The following is a 26,751-nucleotide window of genomic DNA, read 5'->3' on the forward strand; positions in this document are numbered from 1 at the left end:
GTGGGGGAGGCCGGCCCGGCGTTGCGGGGGGTCGGCGGTATCAAGGACCAACCTTCTCATCACTGGCGGTCCGATCCCGGCCATCCGCGTTGCTGCCGCGCGGTGTCTGCGCGGGGCCGGCCTCGGCGGATCCGCCGCCGGAGCCGTCTTCGGGGCCGCCGCCGGGGCCGTTCCCGGAGGGTTCGCCGGCATCGCCCCCGGCCTCGCCGTCGGGCTTCTCCCCGCCCGCGTCCCCGCCCGCGTCCTGCGCCCCGTCCCGGGCCTCGTCCGCCGCCGGGGCCGGTGCGCCGTCCGCCGCCGGGCCGTCGACCGGCTGGTCGCCGTCGGTGTGCGGCTGCCCGGCCCGCCGCTTGCGCTGGCGCACGAAGCGCAGCGCGGCCAGCAGCAGCAGGGCGGCGCCGGCCGCGAAGACGTACAGCACGCCGTTGGTCACCGAGGTGACGTCCACCCTGAACTGCTGCGGTGCGCCGTACTTCTGCGGGTTGGGGCCGGTGGTCCAGAGCTGGGCGGTCATGTTGACCGGGCCGTTGTTGTGCGCCTCGGCGTTGAACCGGAGGGTGACGCTCTGGGAGGCGGGGATGACCAGTTCCTCCTCCTTGCCCACCCGCAGCCGGTTCGGCTGCGGCGAGGTGAGCACCAGCTTGAGGTTGGTGACGGTCTGGGTGAGGTCGTTGCGGACGCTGACCGGGAGCAGACCGGTGTTGCCGGCGAAGGTGACGACGTTCTTCTTCGGCACCCGGACGGCCCCGGTCAGTTCGTCCAGGTACTTGGCGACGTCCGCGCGGTAGGTGCTGCCGGCCGCCGCGTTGGTACGCCACGCGGTGGACAGCGAGCGGACCATCGCGGCGCTGAACGGGCCGCGCACCCGCTGCGGCAGGGTGAGCACCCGCATCAGCGTGTCCAGGTTCTGCTGGATCTCGTCGGTGCTGCTCAGCTCGGCCGCGGACAGCTCCGAGGCGCGGACCTGGGCCGGGTAGTCGGCGGCCGCCGGGACGGCGGTGTTGGCCTTCTGGTCGGGCGAGGCCTGGGCCAGGGTGTCCAGCTTGACCGGGGCGAGCCACTTGTTGTCGGAGGCCGTCTGCAGGGCGTCCGCCAGCACCTTGGCGGTGCTCGCGGTCAGGTCGCGCGGCGGCATCACCAGCAGGCCGCGCTGGTTCTGCGGCTGCTCGTGGGTGATCGTGTAGGTCTCGGCGAGGAAGCGCTGGTTCGCCTTGGTCTGTGCCTGCGGGGTGGCGAGGTCGGTCTGGAACAGCGAGGAGACGGTCTCGTCGGCGACCACCGCGTTCTGCCCGCTGCCGATCGGGCGCACCGCGGTCGGGGTGTAGTTCATCGCGTCCGGCTCCGGCATGCTCGCGCCGTTGACCAGGACCAGGCCGTTGCCGGCCTGCTGGGCGATGCCCGCGATCTGCTGGTCGAGGTAGCCCTGGTACGGCCAGGCCACGTCAGAGCGGGTGTCGACGGACAGCCGCCCCTCGACGGTGAGCCGGCCGGCGGTGGCCGCCTTGCCCAGGGCGGTGCCCATCCCGGTCAGGTCGGCGCCGTTGTGCGCGATCGAGGCGAGGTCCGGGTCGGCGTAGGGCAGTGACACCACCTGGCCGCCCGGCTTGGCGACGGCGGCCCGCAGCTTGTCCAGCCAGGCCGTGGCGGCGGCCTGGCCGGTGCCGGGGACGGTGTTGTCGTCCTTGGCCGGCTTGCCGACGTCCTGGCCCGGCTTCTGCACCCGGTACGGCCTGGTCATCGCGAACGCGGTGTCCAGCAGGTCCGGATCGACCACCCAGGTCAGCCCGGTCATCTTGGCCCCGGTGTCCACCAGCTCGTACAGCCGGCCGCCCGGGGAGAACTCGGCGGTCAGGCTGTCGTCGCGCAGGACGGGGACGGGCTGGTCGTTGTCGGAGTAGGTCTGCGCGGCCAGCACCGGCGCGTGCACCAGCGGCCAGAGCGTGGTGACCTTGCTGGGCTGCGCCTCGGCGCCGCCCGGGTTGTACGGCAGGAAGGTCCGGGCGATGCCCAGCGGTCGGTCGCGCTGGTTGTCGGCGGTCGAGCCCCAGGCGTCCACCGCGAGCTCGTAGACGCCGCTGTCGGACAGCCCGAGGTCGCTCACCGAGACGCTCAGGGTGTAGGGCTGGTTCTGGCCCGGACCCAGCTCCGGCAGGGCGTACTGCGGGCTGTCCAGCTCCACGCCGTCGGAGTTGGTCGGGCCGCTGCGGGTGGTCACCAGGGACAGGTCGCTGCGCCGCTGCAGCGGCTTGCTGGACAGCGGCTTGCGGACGGCCGCGTGGGCGTTCTTGACCGCGGCCTTGCCAGTGTTGGTGACGTGCCCGGTGATCTTCACGATGCCGTTCGGGCTGGCCACCTGCGGTGCCACCGACTCGATGGTCATCTCCACCGGGTACTCGGCCGAGACGCCGTTGTCGGTGGTCGGCCGGACGCCGCCCCCGGCGGGTAGCGCCGCGGCCGGGGCGACCGCTGAGAACAGGGCCAGGGCGGCCCCGCAGGCGGCGGCGAGGCGGCGGGCCGCCTGCCCCGCGCGCCGCCCCGTGCCGTGCCCTTCGACGGGGCGTTGGGTCCTTCCGGGCCGTCGGTCCGCCCCCAGGCCCGAGTGCCGTGCCGGCTCACTCACTCGTTCCGCCCTCGCCGTTCTCGATCGCTCGCTGCTGATGCTGTTCGCTTGACGTTCTTCGCTCGACGCAGTTCGCCGCGCTGGTGCCGCGGGAGCTCCGCCGGCCACGGCGGCACGCGACACCGCATCCCCTGTCCGGTGCCCGAGACTCGTCCACCGGCATGGTAACGATGCAGCCCGCGGTGCAGTGTCGCGGGCCTTGGGGTGAGACGCCCAAAACGCGCGGGCGGTTGACCTGTCGGGCCACGTACTCTTGTGAGCCGTGTCCACTGCCAATGAGTCCACCGCGCACCTCGACCGTTCCAGCACCGCCGTCCAGGCCGTCCCAGGCCTGAGCGAGGCCCAGACCCTGGGGCTGCAAGAGCTGCTGCGGGTGTCGCCGGTGGCCGACGAGATCGCCCGTCGGTTCGAGGCGGCCGGCCACCGGCTGGCCCTGGTCGGCGGCTCGGTGCGGGACGCCCTGCTCGGCCGGCTCGGCAACGACCTGGACTTCACCACCGACGCCCGCCCGCAGCAGGTGCTCAGGCTGGTCAAGGGCTGGGCGGACGCGGTCTGGGACGTCGGCATCGCCTTCGGCACGGTCGGCGCCCGCAAGGACACCCCCGAGGGCTCCTTCCTGATCGAGATCACCACCTACCGCTCCGAGGCGTACGACCGGACCTCCCGCAAGCCCGAGGTCACCTACGGCGACACCATCGAGCAGGACCTGGTCCGCCGGGACTTCACCGTCAACGCGATGGCCGTCGACCTGCCCGGCCGCGGCTTCGTCGACCCGCACCACGGCCTGGACGACCTGGAGGCCCGGGTGCTGCGCACCCCCGCGACCCCCGAGGAGTCCTTCTCCGACGACCCGCTGCGGATGATGCGCGCCGCCCGCTTCGCCGCCCAGCTCGACTTCGAGCCGACCCCCGAGGTCGTCGCCGCGATGACCGCGATGGCCGAGCGGATCACCATCGTGTCCGCCGAGCGCGTCCAGGCCGAGCTGAACAAGCTGCTGCTGGCCAAGCACCCGGTGAAGGGCCTGCGGCTGCTGGTCGACACCGGCCTGGCCGACCACGTGCTGCCCGAGCTGCCCGCACTGCGGCTGGAGCGCGACGAGCACCACCGGCACAAGGACGTCTACGAGCACTCGCTGACCGTCCTGGAACAGGCCGTCGACCTGGAGCAGGACGGCCCGGACCTCACCCTGCGGCTGGCCGCGCTGCTGCACGACATCGGCAAGCCGCGCACCCGCCGCTTCGAGTCGGACGGCCGGGTCTCCTTCCACCACCACGAGGTGGTCGGCGCCAAGATGACCCGCAAGCGGATGCGCGAGCTCAAGTACTCCAAGGAGCTCACCGAGGACGTCTCGCAGCTGGTCGAGCTGCACCTGCGCTTCCACGGCTACGGCGGCGGCGAGTGGACGGACTCCGCGGTGCGCCGCTACGTCACCGACGCCGGACCGCTGCTGGAGCGCCTGCACAAGCTCACCCGCTCCGACTGCACCACCCGCAACCGCAAGAAGGCGGCGGCGCTGTCGCGCACCTACGACGGCCTGGAGCAGCGGATCACCGAGCTGAAGGCCCAGGAGGAGCTGGACGCCGTCCGCCCGGCGCTGGACGGCAACCAGATCATGGAGCTGCTCGGGCTCAAGCCCGGCCCGCAGGTCGGCAAGGCGTACAAGCACATGCTCGAACTCCGGCTGGAGCACGGCCCGCTGGAGCACGACGCGGCGGTGGCCGCGCTGCGGGCCTGGTGGGCCGAGCAGCAGGGCTGAGAGGTGCTGCGAGGGGTGGTCCCGGCCGACGCCGGGACCACCCCTCGGGCGTGCCGGGTCAGCCGTGGAGGCTCTGCAGGCAGAGCACGTAGTTGAGGGCCGGCAGGTTGGAGTAGGTGCGGGTGTAGGTGCTGTCCGACTTCGGCTGCTTCTCGCAGACCTTCTCGTCGGAGGTGGCCAGGTACTTGAAGACCACCTTGTACTGGGCGCGGGAGTCGCCGCAGGGCAGCATGGTGATCTTCGGGTTGGCGTCGTGGGTCGCGCCGGTGCCGTTCTCGTTGCGCAGGCAGTCGCCGGGGTTGGCCCGGTCGATGCTGTCGGCAGCGGTGCTGGGGGCGGTCGGCGGCGGCAGCGTGATGGTGGGCACCGGCGGCATGCTGAACGTCGGCGAGGGGAACGGCCGCGGCGTGTAGGTCGGCGGCGGCGAGAAGGTGGTCACCGGGGGCACCGTCACCGTCGGTATCGCGATCGGCGCGACCGGGTCGTCCTTCTTCGGGCCGAGCACCCCGGTGGCGGCCAGGACCAGCGTGACGACCACCGAGAGCGGCAGCAGCAGCATCAGCGCGTGCGGCCGCCGGCCCAGCGGGACGCCGGGGTCGAGCTGGGGGCCGTGGCTGCCCGGGACGGGCGGCGGCAGCCGCTTGACCTTGCCGTTGGCGGCGAGGTTCAGCAGCAGGGTGATCGGCGCCAGCAGCACCGACGCCGGGCTCCACCAGCCCTGGACCAGGGTGCGGGCGGACAGGTCGCGCACCGTCGCCGTCCCGCAGGTGCGGCAGAACGGGCCCGGCATCCGCAGCATCCGGTAGGCCAGGACCAGGCCCTGGTGGCCGCGGACGGTGGCGTCCACGGCCGGGAAGCCGCCGCAGAAGCGGCAGGCGGGCCCGTCCTGCGGCGCCGGCGGCGGGTACCCGTACCCGTAGCCGGGCGAGGGCTGCGGGGGGTAGCCGTACGGCTGGTCGGGCGGCGGCGGGGCGGCCGGGTAGCCGTAGCCGGGCGGCGGGCCCGGCGGCGGGGGCGGGGTCGGCCGGCCGTAGGGGTTGCCGGTGGCGTACGGGTTGCCGTCGTCGGGCGACGGGGCGCCGTACGGCAGCTGGGGCGGCGGAACGGACAAGAGGTCCCCCGGGGATGCGGTGGTGGTGGAGAGGTCAGGCCTTCCCCGGCAGCGGGGCGCCGGCCGGGGTCATCGGGCCGAGGCAGAGCACGTACCGCTTCTTGTTCCAGCGGCGTCCGCTCTTGCCCGAGACGGCGCTGGTGGTCTGCGGCGTCTGCCGGCAGCGGTTCACGTCGGTGGTGTCGCCGAACGTCGACAGGACCCGGTAATTCGCTTTGGCGTCAGTGCACTTGACGATCTCGACATCGCGGGTGCCGCTCACCCGGACGCAGTCGCCGGGCTTGGCGCTGCTGACGCTCGGGCCGCTGGCGAAGTATCCGACGGCCAGCGCGAGGCAGCCGCCGACCAGGCCGACGATCCGCAGCTTCGCCTTGACGCCGCGCTTCGCGGGGGGCGTCTCGGCGGCGGCGGCGGGCGGCGGGTAGCCGTACGGACCGGCGGGCGGCTGCTGGCCGTACGGCGACTGGGCGCCGTAGCCGGGCGGCTGCTGGCCGTAGGCCGGGGGCGGTCCGAAGCCGGGCGGTGCGGGCTGGGGTGGTCCGGGCTGGGGCGGCCCGGGCGGGGGCGGTCCGAAGCCGGGGGGCCCGGGCTGGGGCTGCGACGGGATGTACGGCACCTGCCCGTACGGCGGGGCCGGCTGCGGGGGCGGCCCGTACGGCGGAGGTGGCCCGTACGGGCCGGGCGGTGTGCTCATCAGTTCGTCCCCCGAGGCCGAGTGCTGTCGCTGCGACAGGTCTGACGTACCTTAGCGACTCGGTCGGACGCCCCCGTTCCGAGGGGCCGAGGGCCTTCAGGAGGCCCGGTCGCCGGGGAGCGGCCCGTACCGCCGGGCGGAGCGCAGGTAGAGGAGCGCCGAGAGCCCGTACACCGCGGCGACCCCGACGACCACCACGACCGAGCGGCCGGAGAGCGGCAGCACCAGCGCCGTGACCAGGGCGGCGGTCACGAAGGCGACGTTGAACAGCACGTCGTAGATCGCGAAGACCCGGCCGCGGTACTCGTCCTCGACCGACTCCTGGACCACGGTGTCGGCGCAGATCTTGGTGCCCTGGGTGACCACCCCGAGCAGCAGCGCCGCGAGCAGGCAGGGCAGCAGGGTGAAGCTCAGGCCGAGCGCCGGGACGAAGACCACCGGGGCCGCCAGGCAGACCGTCAGCCAGCCGGCCAGGCCGAGCCGCCGGGTGCACCAGGGGCTGACCAGCGCGGCGACGAAGAACCCGGCGGCGGACAGGCCGACCGCCTGGCCGAGCGTGACCAGTCCGGCCGCGCTGTCGGTCGGGTCGTTGAAGGTGTACCGGGCGAGCATCACCACGACCACGATCAGCACGCCGTAGCAGAACCGGGCCGCGGTGACGGCGGCCATCGCGTGCACGGCGGGCCGGCAGTCCCGCACCAAGTGGCGCACGGCGGCGCCGAGTTCGACGGCGGCCCGGACCAGCGCCTGGCCGAGCGCCGGGCGGTCGCCGTGCTTCTCCGGGCCGAGCAGGTCGCGGTCCATCCGGCGGGCGGCCAGTGCGGCCGACAGGTAGAGCAGCGCGGCCACCGTGACCAGCGCGGCGTCGGCCTTCGGTCCGGGGGTCATCACCTGGTGCAGCAGGAAGCCGACCCCTCCGCCGGAGGCGGCGGCGACCGTGCCCAGTGTGGGGGAGAGCGCGTTGGCGGTGACCAGCTGGTCCTGCTCGACCACCCGGGGCAGCGCGGCGGACAGGCCGGCCAGGATGAACCGGTTGAGCGCGGTGACCAGCAGCGCCGAGGCGAAGAACAGCCAGGTCGGTGCCTCCGCCAGGAGCAGGGCGCCGGTGCCCAGGCCGAGCCCGAAGCGGGCCAGATTGCCGTAGTAGAGCACCTGGCGGCGGCGCCAGCGGTCCAGCAGCACCCCGGCGAACGGGCCGATCACCGAGAACGGCAGCAGCATCACGGCCAGCACCGAGGCGATGTCGGCGGGGGAGGACTGCTTCTCCGGGGAGAACACGACGTAGGCGGCGAGCGAGACCTGGAAGACGCCGTCCGAGAGCTGGGAGAGTACCCGGGCGGTCAGCAGCCGCCGGAAGTCCCGGCCGCGGAGCAGACCGAGAAGCGTGGCACGGTGTGCGGACTGGTGGGTGCTGCCGTTCTCGGTGATCGCCACCCGCCCAGAGTGCCATGGAACCGGCCGCTGTTTCACGTGAAACATTCGCCGAGAAACGGTGAAGGGCCCACGATCCGATGATCGTGGGCCCTCCGGCGCGGCCGGTGGCGGTCACCCGCCGCCGGCTCCGGCGCTCTACCTCAGCGCTCGACCTCGCCGCGGATGAACTTCTCGACGTTCTCCTTGGCCTCGTCGTCGAAGTACTGCACCGGCGGGGACTTCATGAAGTACGAGGAGGCCGACAGGATCGGGCCGCCGATGCCGCGGTCCTTGGCGATCTTCGCGGCGCGCACGGCGTCGATGATGACACCGGCGGAGTTCGGGGAGTCCCAGACCTCGAGCTTGTACTCCAGGTTCAGCGGGACGTTGCCGAACGCGCGACCCTCCAGGCGGACGTACGCCCACTTGCGGTCGTCCAGCCAGGCCACGTAGTCCGACGGGCCGATGTGGACGTTGTTGGCGCCCAGCTCGCGGTCGCGGATCTGCGAGGTGACGGCCTGGGTCTTGGAGATCTTCTTGGACTCCAGGCGCTCGCGCTCGAGCATGTTCTTGAAGTCCATGTTGCCGCCGACGTTCAGCTGCATGGTGCGCTCGAGGATGACACCGCGGTCCTCGAACAGCTTGGCCATCACGCGGTGCGTGATGGTGGCGCCGACCTGGGACTTGATGTCGTCACCGACGATCGGCACGCCGGCCTCGGTGAACTTGTCCGCCCACTCCTTGGTGCCCGCGATGAACACCGGCAGGGCGTTCACGAAGCCGACCTTGGCGTCGATGGCGCACTGGGCGTAGAACTTGGCGGCGGCCTCGGAACCGACGGGCAGGTAGCAGACCAGGACGTCGACCTGCTGGTCCTTGAGGACCTGGACGACGTCGACCGGGGTCTCGTCGGACTCCTCGATGGTCTCCCGGTAGTACTTGCCCAGGCCGTCGAGGGTGTGGCCGCGCTGGACGGTGACGCCGGTCGGCGGCACGTCGCAGATCTTGATGGTGTTGTTCTCGCTGCTGCCGATGGCGTCGGCCAGGTCGAAGCCGACCTTCTTGGCGTCGACGTCGAACGCGGCGACGAACTCCACGTCGCGGACGTGGTACTCACCGAACTGGACGTGCATCAGCCCGGGGACCTTGCCGGCCGGGTCGGCGTCCTTGTAGTACTCGACACCCTGCACCAGCGACGCGGCGCAGTTGCCCACGCCCACGATGGCTACGCGAACCGAACCCATTCCGGTTGCTCCCTGTGATCTCATGAGGGCCGCCGGGGTCGACGGCACTCGTCCTGCTTCTTCGATGACTGCTTGTACGGGCGCGAGGCGCCCACTCCTGCCGCGCGGCACAGGGCTGACGCGGTGTCAGCGCTCCTGGGCGGAGCGCCCCGGGCGGTCGTACGGTGGCCCGGGCGGGTCCTGGGACCCTTCCTCCTGGCCACGGCCGTCCGAAGTCTTGTGGGGTACGGCGGTGGTGTTGCCGCCGGTGGCGGGCCCGGTCCGGCCGGTGCGGTTGGCCCGCTCGGTCTCGATCAGCTCGTTGAGCCACCGGACCTCGCGCTCCACCGACTCCAGTCCGTGCCGCTGCAGCTCGACGGTGTAGTCGTCGAACCGCTCGCGGGCGCGGGCCAGCGAGTTGCGCATCTTCTCCAGTCGCTCCTCCAGCCGGCTGCGACGCCCTTCCAGGACGCGCATCCGCACGGCCCGGTCGGTCTGGCCGAAGAACGCGAAGTGGACGCCGAAGTGCTCGTCCTCCCAGGCGTCGGGCCCGGAGTCGGCGAGCAGCTCCTCGAAGCGCTGCTTGCCTTCGGGGGAGAGCCGGTAGACGGTCTTGGACCGCTTGCCGTTGAGCGCGGTGGCCGGGACGTACTCGACGTCCGGGTTGTCCTCGACCAGGAAGCCCTGGGCGACCAGGCTCTTCAGACACGGGTAGAGCGTTCCGTACGAGAACGCCCGCAACGTTCCGAGCAGGACGTTGAGCCGCTTGCGCAGCTCGTAGCCGTGCATCGGGGCGTCGTGGAGCAGACCGAGAACGGCGAACTCCAGCACTCCTGAGCGCCTGCCCATTGCCGTCGTCCTCCTTACCTCTCGGCCGTTGTCCGGCCGCTGCATCGGGCGGTATGCCGCGTCGATGTATCGGCTCGATATATCGAGAACAGTAAACCGGGCCTTCGGAACGGGCAAGGGGGGCGCGCGTGAAGGTGATCACAAGCCGACGCGCAGGAGTGGTTGGCAACGGGCGTGTAATGATCTGCTGCCGTTTTGCGGTCATTGGGGACTGATGCCCGATTAGTTGGGATTCCCGGCTGCGTACGCTGTCGCGTGTGCACGAGGACCACCTCCGGGGTTAGGGCGGTTGGCGGGCATCGGACGTGAACCCTGCCTTCAGGCTGGAACCGCCTGGCGAGGAGTGGCTGCAACATGAGTGAACGACGGCGAAGGACGCCCAGCCCGGGCGGTGACGGGCAGCAGCCCCCGGGTGGTGGTGGCCGTCAGGGCGGACCAGGCCGGGACGAGGTGAGCTCGGACGGCGCCGGCCGTCGGCGCCCCCCGGGCGAACGGGAGACCGCTCAGCAACCCCGGATGACCCGCGCCGAGTTGCGCAAGGCCGCCCAGAAGGGCGGCAAGGGCGGCCGGCGCGGTGCTGCCGCCGCCTCCGCGTCGGCGGCGGCCGCCGACGCAGGCCCCGGCAAGAAGCGGTTCATCGACTACCCGCGCTTCGGCAAGACCGGCGTCCGGCGCTGGCTGCCGTCCTGGCGGCAGTGGCTGAGCGCCTTCCTGATCGTCTTCGCCACCTGCGTGGGCGGGGTCTTCTACCTCTATCAGACCACTGAGATCCCGAAGCTCAAGGATCTGATGAAGGACCAGAACACGATCTACTACTGGGCCGACGGCTCGGAGATGACCCGCAAGGGCGAGACCAACCGTCAGATCGTCGAGCTCTCCGACATCAGCCCCAACCTGCAGAACGCCGTGATCGCGGCGGAGAACCAGACCTTCCGCGAGGACAGCGGCATCGACCCCAAGGGCATGCTCCGCGCCGTCTACAACATGGCCAAGGGCGGCGAGACCCAGGGCGCCTCGACGATCACCCAGCAGTACGTGAAGAACGCGTACCTCAGCCAGGAGCAGACCCTCAGCCGCAAGCTGAAGGAGTTCTTCATCACGCTGAAGATCAATCAGAAGATGCAGAAGCCGGACATCCTCAAGGGGTACCTGAACACCAGCTGGTTCGGTCGCGGCTCGAACGGCGCCCAGGCCGCCGCACAGGCCTACTACGGGGTCGACGCCAAGGACCTCGACCTCTGTCAGAGCGCCATGCTGGCCGGCCTGTTGAAGGGCGCGTCGTACTACGACCCGTCGAAGCCGGAGAACAAGGAGCGGGCCCAGGGGCGGTGGGCCTGGATCCTCGAGAACATGGTGAAGACCAAGGCCATCACCCCGGAGGAGCGTGCCAAGTGCACCACGTTCCCCGACCCGATCCCGCAGAAGCCCAGCTCCAGCATGAACGGTGAGGTCAGCTACCTGGTCGACACCGCCAACAAGTACCTGATGGCCACCGACAAGACGATCACCCAGCAGATGATCGACAAGGGCGGCCTGAAGGTCTACACCACCTTCGAGAAGGACAAGGTCGACGCCCTGAAGAAGGCCGTCGACGACGTCAAGGGCGAGAACCTCAACGCCCAGAAGCGCCCCAACAACGACACCTTCATCCAGTTCGGCTCCGCCAGCATCCGCCCCGGCGACGGCGCGATCGTCGCCCTCTACGGCGGCGACGGCGTGGAGAACGGCCACTTCGACAACAACGCCGACGCCATCGGCGTCCAGGTCGGCTCGACCTTCAAGCCCTTCGTGCTGGCGACCGCCATGCAGATCGGCGTCCAGACGGCCACCGACGACAAGGGCAAGCCGAAGCGGATCAACGCCGACAGCCGCTACCTGTCCGACGACATGTCCGAGATCCGCAAGCCGGACGGCTCGCTGGTGATCGGCGACGACGGCAAGCCCTACCGGCAGAAGAACGAGGACTCCGGCAAGCGCGGCTACGTCTCGCTGCGGGCGGCCATGCAGAACTCGTTCAACGTGCCCTTCGTCCAGCTCAACCAGGACGTCGGCGGCCAGAACGTGGCCAACATCGCCGAGCAGATGGGCGTCAGGAAGGAGAGCTTCGCCGACCCGAAGACCCCGACCTTCGCCCTCGGCACCTCCACCATCAGCCCGATCCGGATGGCCACCGCCTACGGCACCCTGGCGGCCAGCGGCAAGGAGGCCGAGCCCTACTCGGTCACCAAGGTCGAGGTGAACGGCACCGAGCGCCCGGGCTTCGGCAAGAAGGACGCCAAGGTCGCCCTGGAGCCGGCCGTCGCGGACAACGTCACCGACGTGCTGGTGAACGTGGTGAAGAACGGTACCGGTTTCAAGGCCAAGGAGCTGGGCCGCCCGGTGGCCGGCAAGACCGGTACCACCGACCAGAACAAGTCGGCCTGGTGGGTCGGCTACACCCCGCAGCTGGTGACCAGCGTCGCGATGTGGCGCGAGGACCCGAGCAAGCACGAGCGGCTGTCGCTCAACGGCACCGGCGGCAAGGAGTCCATCCACGGTGGTGACATCCCGACCGACGTCTTCACCCGGTACATGAAGGCCGCGCTGGCCAACGAGAAGAAGATGGACTTCCCGGCCCCGCAGCCGGTCGGCACCCAGGTGGACTCCTCAGGCGCCCCGGTCTCGCCGAGCATGACGCCCACGCCGACGACGAGCGAGACCCCGTCGGCCCCGCCCGCGACCCAGCCGGGCACCAACAACCAGCCCCCGCCGACCAACAACAACCAGCCGCAGCCTCCCGTGTCCACCCAGGGCCCGGGCTGTGTCCCGGGCGTGGACTGCCCGGGCACGCAGCCGAGCCAGACGCCGTCGCACACCAGGACCAACCCCGGTCCGACGAGCAGCTGCGGCCTCCTCGGCTGCACCACGCCCCCGCCCACGGCGCCGCCGACGGACCCCCCGGCGACGAGCAGCAAGCCGAGTGGCAAGCCGCCGACACCGTCCTCGACCGGCGGTGGCGGTGGGCAGAACGCACTGCTGCCCTGACCACCACCCGCTGAGCGGATGAACCGAACGGCGGTGGCGGCCCTCTCCGGAGGGCCGCCACCGCCGTTTCGTCATGATTCGCCGTGCCGCCGGGTGACGGAGGCCGGGCCCGTTGCGGGGTCCTCCTCGTCCCGGTGGGGCCGGTGCGGCAGGATGTCCGGCATGACGTCGAGCGATCGTGACGAATCCGCAGGGCCGGCCGGGCCCGGCGACGCCGCAGGGCCGGTCGGGCCGGCCGTCGCCACGGCCGCGCCGCCGGTCAACACCGTGGTCGTCCCGGCCGACGAGGACCCGGTGGCGGCGGCCGGCAGCGAGGTGATCGGCGGCCCGCCGGGCCGCCGGGCGCTGCTGGGCGTCTCCTGGTGGATCCCGGCGCGCTTCCTGGCGCTGGCGGTGATCGTGATCTCGGTGCTCGGCATGGTGCAGAAGGCGCCCTGCTACAACCAGGCCTGGTTCCAGCCGGGTTCGCCGCAGTACATCCACGCCTGCTACAGCGACATCCCGCACCTGTTCTCCGGCCGCGGCTTCTCGGCCGGGCTGCACCCGTACGTGGACCGCATCCCGGGCACCTCGGGGGACCTGCAGTACCTCGAATACCCGGTGCTGACCGGCCTGTTCATGCAGGTCGCGGCCTGGCTGACGCCCGGCGCCGGCACCTCGCAGGACCAGGAGCGGTGGTTCTGGGCGATCAACGCGGGGCTGCTGATGGCCTGCGCGGTGGTCGCCGTGGTGGCGCTCTCGCGCACCCACCGCCGCCGCCCCTGGGACGCCCTGCTGTTCGCGCTCGCGCCCGTCCTGCTGCTGAACGGCACGGTCAACTGGGACCTCCTCGCGGTCGCGCTGGCCGCCGTGGCGATGGCCTGGTGGTCCGGCTCCCGGCCCGGCTGGGCGGGTGTCTTCATCGGCCTGGCCACCGCGGCCAAGCTCTACCCGGTGCTGCTGCTCGGCCCGCTGCTGGTGCTCTGCTGGCGGGCCGGGAAGTGGCGCGAGTTCCGGGTGATGCTGGCCGGCGCGGTCGGCTCCTGGCTGCTGGTCAACCTGCCGATCATGGCGGCCAACTGGCAGGGCTGGTCGACCTTCTACGTGTTCAGCAAGCACCGCGCCGAGGACTACGGCTCGTTCTGGCTGATCCTGATGCAGAGCCGGGGCACGGGGCTGGCCGACCTCGACCTCTACATCGGCGTGCTGATGGTCCTCGGCTGTCTGGCCATAGCGTGGCTCGGCTTCACGGCGCCCCGCCGCCCGCGCTTCGCGCAGCTGGCCTTCCTGGTGGTCGCCCTGTTCGTGCTGGTCAACAAGGTGTACTCGCCGCAGTACGCGCTCTGGCTGCTGCCGCTCGCGGTGCTGGCCCGGCCGCGCTGGCGGGACTTCCTGATCTGGCAGGCCTGCGAGGTGCTGTACACCCTGGGCATCTGGTCCCACCTGGGCTTCGTCACCGGGCCCAAGCAGCACGGGATCGGCGAGGCCTGGTACCACTTCGCGGTCGTGCTGCACCTGCTGGGCACGCTCTACCTGGTGGTCATGGTGGTCCGCGACGCCCTGCAGCCGGACCGCGACCCGGTGCGCTGGGACGGCAGCGACGACCCGTCCGGCGGAGTGCTCGACCGGGCCCCGGACGTGTTCGTGCTCGGCACCGCCCGGACGCTGCGCGAGGAGGAGAGCTACGCCGGATACGCGCCGACCGGCTCCGAGCAGTGGCTGGACGAGCCAGGACTGCCGGAGCCGGCCGAGAAGGCGTAGACGCTCACCGGCGCTTCAGTCGTTCTAGCGGTCCACCACGCGGTCGAAGTGCGTGGTGGTGTGCCGGACCTGGAGGCCGAGCTCCTCGCCGATCGCGGGGGGCTTGGTCTCGCCGTCCAGGAACAGCAGCGAGACCTGCATGTGCGGCGGCTCGGCGAACCAGAGCTGCTTGCCGGCCCAGTGGAACGGCGACTTGGTCTTGTTGACGGTCGCCAGGCCGGCCCGGGCGATGCCCTTGGCCCGGGAGGCCATGGTCTGCACGTACTTGGGCGCCTCCAGGCCGATGCCGTGCGCGGTGCCGCCGGCCACCACCACGATGTGGCCGTCGGCCGGCGCCGGGTGCTGGCGGTAGCCGTAGCGGTCGCCCTTCTTCACCGGGGTGACGTCCAGCACCGTGGCCCGGACCTCCAGCGCGCCGTGGTCGCCCAGCCAGAGCCGGGTGCCGATCCGGGCCCGGAAGACGATCTCCGGGTAGCGCTGGGCCAACTGCTCCATGCCGGCCGCGCCGAGGTGGCTGACGTACACGGTGTGCACCGGCACCCCGGCCGCCCGGGCGGTGTCCACCCAGTGGACGACCTCCTCGGTCGGGCTGGAGCCGTCCGGCCGGTCCATCGGCAGGTGCAGCGCCAGGCCCTCGAAGGCGACGCCGTCCAGCTCGGCGGCGACGGCCGTGAGGTCGGCGGCGCTCACCCCGTGGCGGCGCATGGAGGTCATGCACTCCACCACCACCCGGGCGCCGCGCAGCGCCCGCAGCGCGTCCAGGTTCGCCACCGTCCGGATCACCCGGGCGTGCGGCAGCGGCAGCGCCTCCTCGCCGACCCGGTACGGGGTGAGCACCAGCAGCTCGCCGCCGTACCACTCGGCGGCGTCGGCCGCCTCGTACGCGGTGCCGACGGCCAGCACACCGGTGCCCAGCAGCGTCGCCTCCTCGGCCAGCCGGTGGTTGCCCAGGCCGTAGCCGTTCCCCTTGGCGACCGGCACCAGGCCGGGGAACTCGGCGAGGACGGAGCGCTGGTGGGTGCGCCAGCGTTCGGTGTCGAGGTAGAGCGACAGCGTCATCGGGTCAGCCTCCTCAGCGGCGGGACATGTAGAGGTCGAGGGCCTTGTGCAGCAGCTTGTTGAGCGGGAAGTCCCACTCGCCGAGGTACTCGGCGGCCTGGCCGCCGGTGCCGACCTTGAACTGGATCAGGCCGAACAGGTGGTCGTTCTCGTCCAGGGTGTCGCTGATGCCGCGCAGGTCGTACACGCCGCCGCCGAGCGCGTAGGAGTCGCGCATCATCCGCCACTGGATCGCGTTGGACGGCTTGACCTCGCGCTTGTGGTTGGCCGAGGCGCCGTAGGAGTACCAGACGTGCTCGCCGACCACCAGCATCGTGGTCGCGGCCAGCGGCTCGCCGTCGTGGTAGGCGATGTAGAGCCGCATCCGGTTCTGGTCCTCGGCGGTGAGGGCCTTCCACATCCGCTGGAAGTAGGACAGCGGGCGCGGGGTGAACTTGTCGCGCTCGGCGGTCACCAGGTAGAGCTGGTGGAAGATCGGCAGCTCGTCGTAGCCGCCCTGGTACACCTCGACGCCGCTCTTCTCGGCCTTCTTGATGTTGCGGCGCCAGAGCTGGTTGAAGTTCTTGTGGATGTCGTCCAGCGAGCGGTTGGCCAGCGGCACCTGGAACACGTAGCGCGGCTGGACGTCGCCGAAGCCGGCGCCGCCGTCGTCGCCCTGCAGCCAGCCGGCCTTGCGCAGCCGGTCGGCCACCTCGAAGGCGCGCGCCTCGTACCAGTCGGCCTCGACGTCGCGCAGGCGCTTGGCCTGCTTGCCGGCGATGGCCTCCTTGATGGTGGGGGCGTTCCAGCGGCGGATGACGATCGGCGGGCCCATCTTGACCGAGAACGCGCCCTGCGACTTGAGGTGGGCGAGCATCGGGGAGAGCCAGCGGTCGAGGTCCCGGTCGAACCAGTCGATGACCGGGCCCTCGGGCAGGTAGGCGAGGTAGCGCTTGAGCTTGGGCAGCTGCCGGTAGAGCACCAGGCCGGCGCCGACGAGCTGGTTGGCCTCGTCGAACCAGCCGATCGACTCCGAGCGCCACTCGGCCTTCACGTCGCCCCACGACGGCACCTGCATGTGGCTGGCCGAGGCGCGGCTCCTGATGAAGGCGAGGTGCTCCTCGCGGGTGATCGTCCTCAGGCGCAGGCTCATTGCTCGGTGCTCCTCGTCGGTCGGGCTGCGGTGGGCCCAGGTTCTCGGGCTGACCCTATCGTCCGGGGCCCGGGCGCCCGCCGCTGCGGGCGCGACGGCGCCCCCGTCGCGTACCTGTCTCCTTGCAGATACGCCACGGGGGCGCCGAGGGTTCCGGATCGGTGCGACCGGGGCGGCTCAGCCCCAGAGGCCGCCCCGGGCGATGCCGAGGTAGAAGCCGATGGCGGAGGCGCCGAGCGTGATCATCAGCACGAAGCGCTCGGCCGTGGTGACCGAGACGAACATGCCGAGCAGCCCCGTGACGATCCCGAACAGACCGGTCCACGAGGTCAGCAGGTGCAGGTTGTGGAAGAACGAGGTGGTGAAGGCGATCACGCCCAGCACGGCGGTGAGGCCCACCAGGGCGTTCTCGCGGGGGTGCGGGTGGCCGTCGGTGTTCAGTGTGAGCGCGGGCATGCGGTGGACGGACTGGGCCATGAGTCCCACCTCCTGGCGTGGAGACGAACGGGCAGGAATCCCGTTCCGTCCAGATTGCGGCGGTTGGGCCGGTCTCACAACCCCTATGCGTTTTGTTCGGCCGTCCGGGTGCGGGTAGGCTGTGCCGTCTGCACTGGTGTAGTTGTGCCCCCTTGCGCCCTCTTCCGGGCGACCACCCCGTCGGGTGAGCGGGGGCCCGATTGTCGGACCCGGCCGCTACGGTGGCCGGTGTCGTCACTGCTCCGGTGCCGACGCTGCACAACCCTCCTGCCACGGAGAGACCGTGGCCGTTGAGTCCAAAGGAGGTGGGTTACCCATGCGTCACTACGAGGTGATGGTCATCCTCGACCCCTCGGTCGAGGAGCGCGCTGTCTCCCCCCTGATCGAGAACTTCCTCACCGTCGTCCGGAACGCCGGCGGCAAGGTGGAGAAGGTCGACACCTGGGGTCGTCGCCGTCTGGCTTACGAGATCAACAAGCAGTCCGAGGGCATCTACTCGGTCATCGACCTGAAGGCCACGCCTGAGGTCGTCAAGGAGCTCGACCGCCAGATGGGCCTGAGCGAGTCGGTTCTGCGGACCAAGGTCCTGCGCCCGGACACCCACTGAGCCACCTCTGAGGCCTTCGGGTCTCGGGTAGCTCGCGTCCGCTGTTTCACGTGAAACAGCGGTGAACGGACATCTTCCCGAGAGGTCATCACCACCATGGCAGGCGAGACCGTCATCACCCTCGTCGGCAATCTCGTCGACGACCCCGAGCTGCGCTTCACCCCGTCGGGTGCGGCGGTCGCGAAGTTCCGTATCGCGTCCACCCCCCGCACCTTCGACCGTCAGACGAACGAGTGGAAGGACGGCGAGAGCCTCTTCCTCACGTGCAACGTCTGGCGGCAGCCGGCGGAGAACGTGGCCGAGTCGCTGCAGCGCGGCATGCGCGTCATCGTGCAGGGCCGACTGCGCCAGCGGTCTTACGAGACCAAGGAAGGCGAGAAGCGGACGGTCTTCGAGGTCGAGGTCGACGAGGTCGGCCCGAGCCTGCGCTCGGCGACCGCGAAGGTCACCCGGGCCAACCGGTCCGGTGGCCCCGGCGGCTCTGGTGGCGGCTTCGGCGGCCAGCAGGGCGGCGGCGGTGGCCAGCAGGGCGGCTGGGGCGGCGGTGGCGGCCAGCAGGGCGGCGGCGGCAGCTGGGGTGGAAACTCCGGCGGCGGCGGCCAGTCCGGCCCCTCCGACGACCCGTGGGCGTCCAGCACTCCGTCCGGCGGCCAGCAGGGCGGCGGCAGCTGGGGCGCCCCGTCCGGTGGCGGCTTCTCGGAAGAGCCTCCGTTCTAAGAGCTGACAGATTTCGTGCGGCCCGGCCGCCGGCGTCCTGAGGGCGCAGGCCGGGCCGTGAACCCCAAATGGAGCACACAATGGCGAAGCCGCCTGCTCGCAAGCCGAAGAAGAAGGTTTGCGTCTTCTGCAAGGACAAGGTCAACTACGTTGACTACAAGGACACGAACCTGCTGCGGAAGTTCATCTCCGACCGTGGCAAGATCCGTGCCCGCCGGGTCACCGGCAACTGCACCCAGCACCAGCGTGACGTCGCCACGGCCGTGAAGAACAGCCGTGAGATGGCGCTGCTGCCCTACACCAGCACCGCGCGCTAAGAGAGGGTGACCAAGTAATGAAGATCATCCTCACGCACGAGGTGCCGGGTCTCGGCTCCGCCGGCGAGGTCGTCGAGGTCAAGGACGGCTACGCCCGCAACTACCTGGTTCCGCGTGGCTACGCCATCCGCTGGACCAAGGGCGGCCAGAAGGACGTCGACGCGATCCGTCGCGCCCGCAAGATCCACGAGATCCAGACCCTTGAGGCCGCCAACGAGGTCAAGGGCAAGCTCGAGGGCGTCCAGGTCAAGCTGGCCGTTCGCTCGGGTGACGCCGGCCGTCTGTTCGGTTCGGTGACCCAGGCCGACGTCGTGGAGGCCATCAAGGCCGCCGGCGGCCCGGCCGTGGACAAGCGCGCCGTCGCGATCGCCTCGCCGATCAAGACCGTGGGCACCCACAAGGTCTCGGTCAAGCTGCACGCCGACGTCCAGGCCAACCTCGACGTCGCCGTCGTCGCTGCCTGAGTTCCGTAGCAGTGGCCTGAGGGCCGGACTCCTCCGGGAGTCCGGCCCTCGGTCGTGTCCCGGCGCATTCGGTGCCGGAGCCCTCGGCCCCGGCGCCGTCAGCTCCGGACGGCCCCGGTGACCAGCCAGCGGCCGCCGCGCGCCCGCCCGACCAGGAAGGCCGCGCGGACCAGCATGAACAGGTTCATCGCCCACCACAGCCCGGCCAGCCCGGTGCCGGTGGCCGGCACCGCGATCGCCGCCGGGGTGAACACCGCCAGGGTCGCGATCGCCGCCCAGGCCAGGTAGGGGCCGTCCCCGGCGCCCATCAGCACCCCGTCCAGCACGAAGACCAGGCCGGCGACCGGCTGGCTGAGCGCGAGCAGCAGCAGGGCGGTGTCCAACTGCCCCTGCACCGCCGGATCGGGCGTGAACAGCGGGACGTACAGCGGGCGGGCGGCCACCACCAGCAGACCCAGCAGCACGCCCGAGCCGATGCCCCACTCGACCATCCGGCGGGTGGCGGCCCTGGCGCCCGGGACGTCCTCGGCGCCCAGGTAGCGGCCGATGATCGCCTGGCCGGCGATCGCGATGGCGTCCAGGGCGAAGGCCAGGAAGCTGAACAGCGTCATGGTGATCTGGTGCGCGGCCACCTGGTCGTCGCCCAGCCGGGCGGCCACCGCGGTGGCGATCATCAGCACCGCGCGCAGGCTGACCGTCCGGACCAGCAGCGGACCGCCCGCCCTCGCACTGGCCCGGATGCCGGCCGCGTCCGGCCGCAGCGAGGCGTGTTCGCGCCGCGCCCCGCGCACCACCACGACCAGGTAGACGGCGGCCATCCCGGTCTGCGCGATCACGGTGCCCCAGGCCGAGCCGGCCACCCCGAGCCCGGCGCCGTACACCAGGCCGGCGTTCAGGCCGATGTTGGCGGTGAAGCCCGCGATCGCCACCAGCAGCGGCGTGCGGGTGTCCTGGAGGCCGCGCAGCACGCCGGTGGCGGCCATCACCATGAGCATCGCGGGGATGCCCAGGGCGCTGATCCGCAGGTACGTCACGGCGTAGGGGGCGGCGGTCTCCGAGGCCCCCAGGACGTCGGCCGCCCAGGGGGTCAGCAGCACGGTGAGCAGCACCACCGGGACGGCCAGGCCGAGGGCGAGCCAGATGCCGTCGACGCCCTGCTGGACGGCGCCGCGGCGGTCCCCGGCACCGATCCGGCGGGCCACCGCCGCGGTGGTGGCGTAGGCGAGGAAGACGAACACGCCGGTCGCGGTGGACAGCGCGGCGGCGGCGACGCCGACTCCGGCCAGCTGCGGGGTGCCGAGGTGGCCGACGATCGCCGAGTCGGCCATCAGGAAGAGCGGTTCGGCGACCAGCGCGCCGAAGGCCGGGACGGCCAGTGCGAGGATCTCCCGGTCGTGCCGGCGTCTGGAGGGGGTCGGGGCTGCGGGAGGGGCGGTCATGGGCTCCAGGCTACTCATCCACAGGTAATGACTGCTAGTGGCAGTTGTCTATTACTCGAATTCTTGAGCGAGGCGTTCGGCCCGCTTCGCGCCCGCAGGGGTCCGGCTGTGTGTGAAGAATTTCTCATGCACAGGCCCGGAAAGAGGTAATACCTGGTCAACAGGTTGACGGTGGACAGATGGTCTGGTTATCCACAGGGCCTTCCACAGGGGCGTCCACAGCTTTGCGGCACTTCTCCACAGCCCAGGGCCGCTCGTCCACACCCCCTGTGGATAACCGCCTTGGCTGAACGGCTCCCGGCGCCTTAGCGTGGGCCCTCCGCCCGACACTCCCGCCCGCCCCGGCGTCCGATTTGTCGGTGCCGTGGCGTACAAAGAGGAGCGGCTCCGCTCCACCCAGCCACCGGCAAGACCCGCTCCAACTCGCACCACTCGCTGATCGGGGAACACGCGTGACCGGCCCCCAGTACGACGACCACGACGCCCCGCCGCCGGAGGAGGACTGGCAGCCCGCCGAGGACCCCTTCCCCGCCAGCGCCTTCGACGACACGTCCTTCCCCGACGGGCCCGGCGACCGGCTCCCGGTCTCCCGCGGCCGCTCCGGCCAGGGCGGCAACCGGGACGGCGGCGGCCGCGAGGGCGGCTTCCAGAAGGGCGGCAAGGGCGGCCGGAGCGGCTCCCAGCGCGACGGTTCGCAGAGCGGTGGAGGTGGTGGCGGCGGCTGGCAGCGCCGTGGCGACGACGAGGGCCAGGGCGGCGCGGACGGCTTCGAGCGCGTCCCCCCGCAGGACCTCGCCGCCGAGCAGTCCGTCCTCGGCGGCATGCTGCTGTCCAAGGACGCCATCGCCGACGTGGTCGAGGTGCTCAAGCCGGCCGACTACTACCGGCCCGCGCACGAGATGGTCCACGGCGCGATCCTCGACCTGTACGCCCGCGGCGAGCCGGCCGACCCGATCACCGTGGCCGGCGAGCTCACCAAGCGCGGCGAGCTCCAGCGCGTCGGCGGCGCCTCCTACCTGCACACCCTGGTCAACTCCGTCCCGACCGCCGCCAACGCCGAGTACTACGCCCAGATCGTCCACGAGCGCGCCGTCCTGCGCCGCCTGGTCGAGGCCGGCACCCGGATCGCCGGCATGGGCTACGCGGCCGAGGGCGACGTCGACGAGATCGTCAACGCCGCCCAGGCGGAGATCTACGCCGTCACCGAGCAGCGCACCAACGAGGACTACGCGCCGCTCGCCGACATCATGGAGGGCGCCCTCGACGAGATCGAGGCGATCGGCTCCCGCAACGGCCAGATGTCCGGCGTCCCGACCGGCTTCGCCGACTTCGACGCGCTCACCAACGGCCTCCACCCCGGCCAGATGATCGTCATCGCGGCCCGCCCCGCGATGGGCAAGTCGACCCTGGCGCTGGACTTCGCCCGCGCCTGCTCGATCCAGAACAAGCTGCCGAGCGTGATCTTCTCGCTCGAAATGGGCCGCAACGAGATCGCCATGCGCCTGCTGTCCGCCGAGGCCCGGGTCGCGCTGCACCACATGCGCTCCGGGAACATGACGGACGACGACTGGACCCGCGTCGCCCGCCGGATGCCCGACGTCAGCGAGGCGCCGCTGTTCATCGACGACTCCCCGAACCTGTCGATGATGGAGATCCGGGCCAAGTGCCGCCGGCTCAAGCAGCGCAACGACATCAAGCTCGTCGTCATCGACTACCTCCAGCTGATGCAGTCCGGCGGCTCCCGCCGGGCCGAGAACCGCCAGCAGGAGGTCTCCGACATGTCGCGAAACCTGAAGCTGCTGGCCAAGGAGCTGGAAGTCCCGGTCATCGCGCTCTCCCAGCTGAACCGTGGCCCCGAACAGCGCACCGACAAGCGGCCGATGGTCTCCGACCTGCGCGAGTCCGGCTCGATCGAGCAGGACGCCGACATGGTCATCCTGCTCCACCGCGAGGACGCCTACGAGAAGGAGTCCCCGCGCGCCGGCGAGGCCGACCTGATCGTCGCCAAGCACCGTAACGGCCCCACCGCCACCATCACGGTGGCCTTCCAGGGCCACTACTCGCGCTTCGTCGACATGACCCGGGACTAGGACACGCCCTAGCACTGACGAGGGGCACCGGGGGGCCTCGTCCGACCGTCACCGAGGCCAACGCACCAGTGCGATGAGCTACTGTCCGTGCGGTGAAAACGATACGACAGCTGTCCGCCCGCCGGGCCGGGGGAAGCACGAAGGCTCGGGCGGGCGGGTCGGCCAGTCGGCTGGGCTGGCTCGACGCGCTTCGCGGCGTGGCCGCCCTGGTGGTGGCGCTCCACCACTTCGACGTCCTGAAGATGCTGCCGGACGGGGTGGCGTCCTTCATCTGGTGGCACGCCGACCTGGGCCTCTACGGCGTCATGCTGTTCTTCCTGGTCAGCGGCTACATCATCCCGGCCTCGCTGGAGCGTCGCGGGGACGTGCGGGCGTTCTGGATCGGACGGATCTTCCGGCTCTGGCCGCCGGTGATCATCGGTATCACGGTGGCGCTGGCCATCATCCCGAAGGGCGACGGCTCGGTCGCGCTCTTCGCCACCGATCACGACCTGATCTATGTGGCCGCCAACTCGACCATGCTGCAGGACTTCATGGGCGTCTGGAACGGCCTGGGCGTCATGTGGACCCTCAGCTACGAGATGGTCTTCTACTACATGGTCACCGCGCTCTTCACGGTCGGCCAGCACCGCCGCAGCGGCCCGATCGCGGTCGGCTTCGCCGGCGTGGCGCTGCTCTTCGGCACCTCCATCGCCTCCCACACGCTGACCAGCGACATCACCTCGACCCGCAACCTGGTCTGGGGCTCCGTCCTGATCGTGCTGTTCGGCTTCGCCTGCGTGCTGAGCGGCCGGCCGAACCTGACCCGGGTCGGGGCGATCACGCTCGGTCTGCTGGGCTTCGTGCTGATGTACAACAACAGCCGGGCCCCGATGTTCGAGACCCTGATGATCTTCGCGACGATGTTCGCGGGCACCGCGATCTACCGGGCCGAGAACCGCCAGATCGACCGCCTCCAGGCGATCCTGTGCTGCGGCTTCGTGGTCGTCGCGGGGGTGGCCGTCGCCTGGATGTACAACCGTGACGGCATGGAGCAGAACACCTGGACGGCCGGCTGGATGGCCTGGGCCGGCTCCTACCTCGGGGCCTGGATCACGTTCGGCATCGGCATGGCGCTGCGCAAGCGCCGCTTCCCGAAGCCGCTCACCTGGCTCGGCGGGATCAGCTTCTCGCTCTACCTGCTGCACGTCCCGCTGGTCCACACCATCCAGCCGCTGCTGCACGTGCCCAAGGTGCCGCCGACGACCGGCGGCAAGCTGATCTGGACGGCCGAGTACCTCGTCGTGATCATGCTGGTGAGCTGGGTGATGTACCGGCTGGTGGAGCTGCCCGTGCAGAAGCTGGGCCGCAAGGTGGCCAAGGCGGTCGAGCGCCGCTGGCCGGGCAGTGTCCCGCAGCCGGCGGCCGCCGTGTCGATCGGGGCGCCCGCGAACGGCGAGGCCGCCGGGGCTGTTCCGGCTCAGTCCGGGGCGAAGGGCCAAGGCCAGGGCCAGGATCAGGAGAAGGATCAGGTGCCGGTCGAGGTCGGCGCCGGCGGTCCGGGGCAACGGGTCGGCTGACCGCCGCACGGACACGCCGAGGGCTCGCCTCCTACCCGGGAGGCGAGCCCTCGGCGCGTGGTCCCCGGGCGCCGTCAGACGGTGACGGTGGCGCGGAAGAGGGTCGTGGCGGTGCCGGACAGCCGGGTGGGGGCGCCGGTGGCGGGGAGGAAGGCCGACCGGCCGCGGGCGAGGTCCAGGGTGGTGCCGTCGGCGGCGGTGAGCCGGGCGGTGCCCTCGGTGCAGAGCAGGATCTGCGGGGCGCGGCCGTCGATCTCGCGGTCCCGGCCGTCCAGGACGAAGCGGGAGAGCCGGAACTCGTCGATCGGGACGGGGTAGAGCTCCTCGCCGGCGGTGCCGTCGACCGGGCGGGGGTGCAGCAGCTCGGGGGCGCCCGCCTCGAAGACCAGGACCTTCAGCAGCTCGGGCAGGTCGATGTGCTTGGGGGTGAGGCCGGCCCGCAGCACGTTGTCGGAGTTGGCCTGGAGCTCGACGCAGGCACCCGCCAGGTAGGCGTGCGGCACGCCGGCGTCCAGGTAGAGCGCCTCGCCGGCCCGGAGCCGGAAGTGGTTGAGCAGCAGGGCGGCGATCAGGCCGCGGTCCTCCGGGAAGTCCTCGGCGATCCGGGCGTACGGCCCGTAGTCGCCGGCCGGGTCGGTGCGGGCCAGGGCCGCGGCCGTCTCCCGGACGGTCTCCTCGGCGGCCTTCCCGTCCATGGTGAGGATGGCGGCCAGCGTGCCGCGCAGCGCCTCGGCCTCGTCCTCGACGGCCAGCAGGTCGATCAGCGGGCCGAGCCCGGGCACCGCGAGCCCGGCCATCAGCCCGGCCGCCTCGGCGGGCCGCCGGAAGCCGCAGAGACCCTCGAAGGCGCCCAGCGCGCAGACCATCTCGGGCTTGTGGTTGGCGTCGCGGTAGCTCCGCTCGGGGGCGTCCAGCGGGATGCCGAGGGCGTTCTCGGCGGCGAACCCGGCGCGGGCCTGGGCGATCGTGGGGTGGGCCTGGATGGACAGCGGGATGCCCGCGGTCAGGATCTTGAACAGGAACGGCAGGGCCGGACCGAACCGGGCGACGGTCGCGGCGCCGAGCTCGCCCTCGGGGTCGGCCGCGATCAGCTCGTCCAACCGGCGGGGCCCCTCGCCCCGGTCGGCCCGGGACGGGTCGCCGGGGTGGGCGCCCATCCACAGCTCGGCCTGCGGTTCGCCGGTCGGCTCCTGCCCGAGCAGTTCGGGCAGGGCGGTCAGCGACCCCCAGGCGTACGGGCGGACGGTGTTGATGAGCCTGTCCATGCGCGCGGTCCTACTCCTTCGCTGGGTGGCGGGTGTGCCGGATCGTCGGGGCAACGGGCCCGGCGGTGCGGGGGTCCGGGCACGGGCAAGGTCATCGACCCTAGCCGACCGGTGTCGCCCGCGAGGAAACGGCGGGTACCGGAGGGGAGTGCCCTGGCCGGACCGGTGGTTCCCGGGCGCGGTAGTAGGATGCCAGGACGCAGTAGTCTCCGCCCTGCACAGCAGTTTCCACCGTGGTCACTCCGTCGGCGGGCTGCCGGCGGAGCCGCGTTCCAGAGTGCGGGCGATGGTGTTCTGACACTCCCCGCCATCGGCCGAGAGGTTTGTACGTGACCGTGAACCAGCAGAGTTTTGCTGATCTCGGCAGGGTCCTGGTGATCATTCCGACCTACAACGAGGCGGAGAACGTCGAGCGGATCGTCGGCCGGGTGCGGGCGGCGGTCCCCGAGGTCCACGTGCTGGTCGCCGACGACAACAGCCCCGACGGCACCGGCGAACTGGCCGACAAGCTGTCAGCCGAGGACCCGAACGTGCACGTCATGCACCGCAAGGGCAAGGAGGGCCTGGGCGCCGCCTACCTCGCGGGCTTCCGCTGGGGCATCGACCACGGCTACGACGTCCTGGTCGAGATGGACGCGGACGGCTCGCACCAGCCCGAGGAACTGGACCGGCTGCTGGGCGCGCTGCGCGGTGCCGACCTGGTGCTGGGCTCGCGCTGGGTGCCGGGCGGCCGGGTGGTGAACTGGCCGAAGTCGCGCCTGCTGCTCTCCCGCGGCGGCTCGACCTACTCGCGGCTGGCGCTGGGCGTGCCGATCCGGGACGTCACCGGCGGCTACCGGGCGTTCCGCAAGGAGACCCTGCTGGGCCTGGGCATGGACGAGGTGGCCTCGGCCGGGTACTGCTTCCAGGTCGACCTGGCCTGGCGCACGGTGAAGGCCGGGTTCAAGGTGGCCGAGGTGCCGATCACCTTCGTCGAGCGCGAGCTGGGCGCGTCCAAGATGAGCCGCAACATCGTCGTCGAGGCGCTGTGGCGGGTGACCGCCTGGGGCGTCTCCGACCGGCTGGCCCGCCTGCGCGGCGCGATCAAGCGCTGAGCTCCACGACGTAACCTCCACGACGTAACCGCCCGGGGCCCGTCCGTTGCCACAACGGACGGGCCCCGGGCGTTTTCGTGCCCTGGGGCAGGCCGCCCACA

The 26,751-nt window shown here is 71.4% G+C and carries 21 protein-coding genes; 10 read left to right on the forward strand and 11 right to left on the reverse strand.

What is annotated here, in order from left to right; translation table 11 throughout:
* Positions 1-40 precede the first annotated feature (40 nt).
* Positions 41-2,620 carry a DUF6049 family protein gene (locus tag AB0R04_RS04895; RefSeq protein WP_363368239.1) on the reverse strand — a complete coding sequence of 860 codons (2,580 nt, stop codon included), beginning with the start codon at positions 2,618-2,620 and terminating at the stop codon, positions 41-43.
* A 331-nt stretch (positions 2,621-2,951) separates the two neighbouring features.
* Between AB0R04_RS04895 and AB0R04_RS04900 the strand changes: the two genes are divergently transcribed.
* Positions 2,952-4,376 (forward strand): CCA tRNA nucleotidyltransferase, encoded by a 1,425-nt coding sequence (locus AB0R04_RS04900; RefSeq protein ID WP_363368386.1) that lies wholly within the window; start codon positions 2,952-2,954, stop codon positions 4,374-4,376.
* Between the two features lie 58 nt (positions 4,377-4,434).
* Here the strand turns inward: AB0R04_RS04900 and AB0R04_RS04905 are convergent, their stop codons facing one another.
* The 5 genes from AB0R04_RS04905 to AB0R04_RS04925 form a co-directional block, all read right to left on the reverse strand.
* A complete protein-coding gene (locus tag AB0R04_RS04905) occupies positions 4,435-5,487 on the reverse strand; it encodes a hypothetical protein (RefSeq protein WP_363368241.1) in 1,053 nt (350 codons plus the stop codon).
* 34 nt (positions 5,488-5,521) lie between these two features.
* Positions 5,522-6,181: a hypothetical protein gene (locus tag AB0R04_RS04910; protein ID WP_363368243.1), complete on the reverse strand. Its 660-nt coding sequence runs from the start codon at positions 6,179-6,181 to the stop codon at positions 5,522-5,524.
* Between the two features lie 96 nt (positions 6,182-6,277).
* Positions 6,278-7,615 (reverse strand): MFS transporter, encoded by a 1,338-nt coding sequence (locus AB0R04_RS04915; protein WP_363368246.1) that lies wholly within the window; start codon positions 7,613-7,615, stop codon positions 6,278-6,280.
* Positions 7,616-7,755: 140 nt separating this feature from the next.
* On the reverse strand, positions 7,756-8,838 hold the full coding sequence (locus AB0R04_RS04920; RefSeq protein WP_363368248.1) for an inositol-3-phosphate synthase: 1,083 nt from the start codon (positions 8,836-8,838) through the stop codon (positions 7,756-7,758).
* A gap of 126 nt (positions 8,839-8,964) precedes the next feature.
* Positions 8,965-9,666: a PadR family transcriptional regulator gene (locus tag AB0R04_RS04925; RefSeq protein ID WP_063348480.1), complete on the reverse strand. Its 702-nt coding sequence runs from the start codon at positions 9,664-9,666 to the stop codon at positions 8,965-8,967.
* Positions 9,667-10,020: 354 nt separating this feature from the next.
* Here AB0R04_RS04925 and AB0R04_RS04930 point away from each other — a divergent pair, with 354 nt between their 5' ends.
* Both AB0R04_RS04930 and AB0R04_RS04935 read left to right on the forward strand, forming a co-directional pair.
* Complete coding sequence (locus AB0R04_RS04930; RefSeq protein ID WP_363368250.1) at positions 10,021-12,690, forward strand: transglycosylase domain-containing protein; 2,670 nt, start codon at positions 10,021-10,023, stop codon at positions 12,688-12,690.
* 162 nt (positions 12,691-12,852) lie between these two features.
* The gene (locus AB0R04_RS04935) at positions 12,853-14,430 is read left to right on the forward strand and encodes a glycosyltransferase 87 family protein (protein WP_363368252.1); all 1,578 of its coding nucleotides are present in this window, start codon (positions 12,853-12,855) and stop codon (positions 14,428-14,430) included.
* Positions 14,431-14,454: 24 nt separating this feature from the next.
* On the opposite strand, the gene AB0R04_RS04940 is transcribed toward AB0R04_RS04935, so the two are convergent.
* From AB0R04_RS04940 to AB0R04_RS04950, 3 genes are all read right to left on the reverse strand, one after another.
* Positions 14,455-15,489, reverse strand: a complete 1,035-nt coding sequence (locus AB0R04_RS04940) for an alanine racemase (protein WP_363368254.1) — start codon at positions 15,487-15,489, stop codon at positions 14,455-14,457.
* A gap of 13 nt (positions 15,490-15,502) precedes the next feature.
* Positions 15,503-16,621 (reverse strand): peptidoglycan bridge formation glycyltransferase FemA/FemB family protein, encoded by a 1,119-nt coding sequence (locus AB0R04_RS04945; RefSeq protein WP_363368256.1) that lies wholly within the window; start codon positions 16,619-16,621, stop codon positions 15,503-15,505.
* Between the two features lie 177 nt (positions 16,622-16,798).
* The gene (locus AB0R04_RS04950; protein WP_363368258.1) at positions 16,799-17,098 is read right to left on the reverse strand and encodes a hypothetical protein; all 300 of its coding nucleotides are present in this window, start codon (positions 17,096-17,098) and stop codon (positions 16,799-16,801) included.
* 316 nt (positions 17,099-17,414) lie between these two features.
* Between AB0R04_RS04950 and rpsF the strand changes: the two genes are divergently transcribed.
* From rpsF to rplI, 4 genes are all read left to right on the forward strand, one after another.
* Positions 17,415-17,705, forward strand: a complete 291-nt coding sequence (gene rpsF, locus AB0R04_RS04955) for a 30S ribosomal protein S6 (protein WP_063348486.1) — start codon at positions 17,415-17,417, stop codon at positions 17,703-17,705.
* A 96-nt stretch (positions 17,706-17,801) separates the two neighbouring features.
* A complete protein-coding gene (locus AB0R04_RS04960; protein ID WP_063348487.1) occupies positions 17,802-18,422 on the forward strand; it encodes a single-stranded DNA-binding protein in 621 nt (206 codons plus the stop codon).
* Between the two features lie 80 nt (positions 18,423-18,502).
* Entirely contained in the window at positions 18,503-18,739 is a 237-nt protein-coding gene (gene rpsR / locus AB0R04_RS04965; RefSeq protein ID WP_030304537.1) for a 30S ribosomal protein S18, read from the forward strand.
* Positions 18,740-18,756: 17 nt separating this feature from the next.
* Positions 18,757-19,203, forward strand: a complete 447-nt coding sequence (rplI, locus tag AB0R04_RS04970) for a 50S ribosomal protein L9 (protein WP_063348488.1) — start codon at positions 18,757-18,759, stop codon at positions 19,201-19,203.
* 98 nt (positions 19,204-19,301) lie between these two features.
* Here rplI and AB0R04_RS04975 read toward each other — a convergent pair whose 3' ends face one another.
* Positions 19,302-20,642 (reverse strand): MATE family efflux transporter, encoded by a 1,341-nt coding sequence (locus AB0R04_RS04975; RefSeq protein ID WP_363368261.1) that lies wholly within the window; start codon positions 20,640-20,642, stop codon positions 19,302-19,304.
* 452 nt (positions 20,643-21,094) lie between these two features.
* Between AB0R04_RS04975 and dnaB the strand changes: the two genes are divergently transcribed.
* A complete protein-coding gene (dnaB, locus tag AB0R04_RS04980; protein WP_363368263.1) occupies positions 21,095-22,732 on the forward strand; it encodes a replicative DNA helicase in 1,638 nt (545 codons plus the stop codon).
* 92 nt (positions 22,733-22,824) lie between these two features.
* On the forward strand, positions 22,825-24,291 hold the full coding sequence (locus tag AB0R04_RS04985; protein WP_363368265.1) for an acyltransferase: 1,467 nt from the start codon (positions 22,825-22,827) through the stop codon (positions 24,289-24,291).
* Positions 24,292-24,365: 74 nt separating this feature from the next.
* On the opposite strand, the gene manA is transcribed toward AB0R04_RS04985, so the two are convergent.
* Positions 24,366-25,556: a mannose-6-phosphate isomerase, class I gene (gene manA, locus AB0R04_RS04990; protein WP_063348491.1), complete on the reverse strand. Its 1,191-nt coding sequence runs from the start codon at positions 25,554-25,556 to the stop codon at positions 24,366-24,368.
* Positions 25,557-25,885: 329 nt separating this feature from the next.
* Here manA and AB0R04_RS04995 point away from each other — a divergent pair, with 329 nt between their 5' ends.
* Positions 25,886-26,650: a polyprenol monophosphomannose synthase gene (locus AB0R04_RS04995; RefSeq protein WP_363368267.1), complete on the forward strand. Its 765-nt coding sequence runs from the start codon at positions 25,886-25,888 to the stop codon at positions 26,648-26,650.
* The last annotated feature ends 101 nt before the right edge of the window (positions 26,651-26,751 follow it).

Source organism: Kitasatospora sp. NPDC056731 (assembly GCF_040687675.1).
Classification (GTDB): domain Bacteria; phylum Actinomycetota; class Actinomycetes; order Streptomycetales; family Streptomycetaceae; genus Kitasatospora.

What these genes read in the sequence shown, in the direction of transcription:
- AB0R04_RS04975 (WP_363368261.1), bottom strand. Translation starts at nt 20,642, where the DNA reads ATGACCGCCCCTCCCGCAGCCCCGACCCCCTCCAGACGCCGGCACGAC.
- AB0R04_RS04950 (WP_363368258.1), bottom strand. Translation starts at nt 17,098, where the DNA reads ATGGCCCAGTCCGTCCACCGCATGCCCGCGCTCACACTGAACACCGAC.
- rpsF (WP_063348486.1), top strand. Translation starts at nt 17,415, where the DNA reads ATGCGTCACTACGAGGTGATGGTCATCCTCGACCCCTCGGTCGAGGAG.
- AB0R04_RS04945 (WP_363368256.1), bottom strand. Translation starts at nt 16,621, where the DNA reads ATGAGCCTGCGCCTGAGGACGATCACCCGCGAGGAGCACCTCGCCTTC.
- AB0R04_RS04920 (WP_363368248.1), bottom strand. Translation starts at nt 8,838, where the DNA reads ATGGGTTCGGTTCGCGTAGCCATCGTGGGCGTGGGCAACTGCGCCGCG.
- AB0R04_RS04935 (WP_363368252.1), top strand. Translation starts at nt 12,853, where the DNA reads ATGACGTCGAGCGATCGTGACGAATCCGCAGGGCCGGCCGGGCCCGGC.
- AB0R04_RS04960 (WP_063348487.1), top strand. Translation starts at nt 17,802, where the DNA reads ATGGCAGGCGAGACCGTCATCACCCTCGTCGGCAATCTCGTCGACGAC.
- AB0R04_RS04930 (WP_363368250.1), top strand. Translation starts at nt 10,021, where the DNA reads ATGAGTGAACGACGGCGAAGGACGCCCAGCCCGGGCGGTGACGGGCAG.
- AB0R04_RS04940 (WP_363368254.1), bottom strand. Translation starts at nt 15,489, where the DNA reads ATGACGCTGTCGCTCTACCTCGACACCGAACGCTGGCGCACCCACCAG.
- AB0R04_RS04910 (WP_363368243.1), bottom strand. Translation starts at nt 6,181, where the DNA reads ATGAGCACACCGCCCGGCCCGTACGGGCCACCTCCGCCGTACGGGCCG.
- rpsR (WP_030304537.1), top strand. Translation starts at nt 18,503, where the DNA reads ATGGCGAAGCCGCCTGCTCGCAAGCCGAAGAAGAAGGTTTGCGTCTTC.
- manA (WP_063348491.1), bottom strand. Translation starts at nt 25,556, where the DNA reads ATGGACAGGCTCATCAACACCGTCCGCCCGTACGCCTGGGGGTCGCTG.
- rplI (WP_063348488.1), top strand. Translation starts at nt 18,757, where the DNA reads ATGAAGATCATCCTCACGCACGAGGTGCCGGGTCTCGGCTCCGCCGGC.
- AB0R04_RS04925 (WP_063348480.1), bottom strand. Translation starts at nt 9,666, where the DNA reads ATGGGCAGGCGCTCAGGAGTGCTGGAGTTCGCCGTTCTCGGTCTGCTC.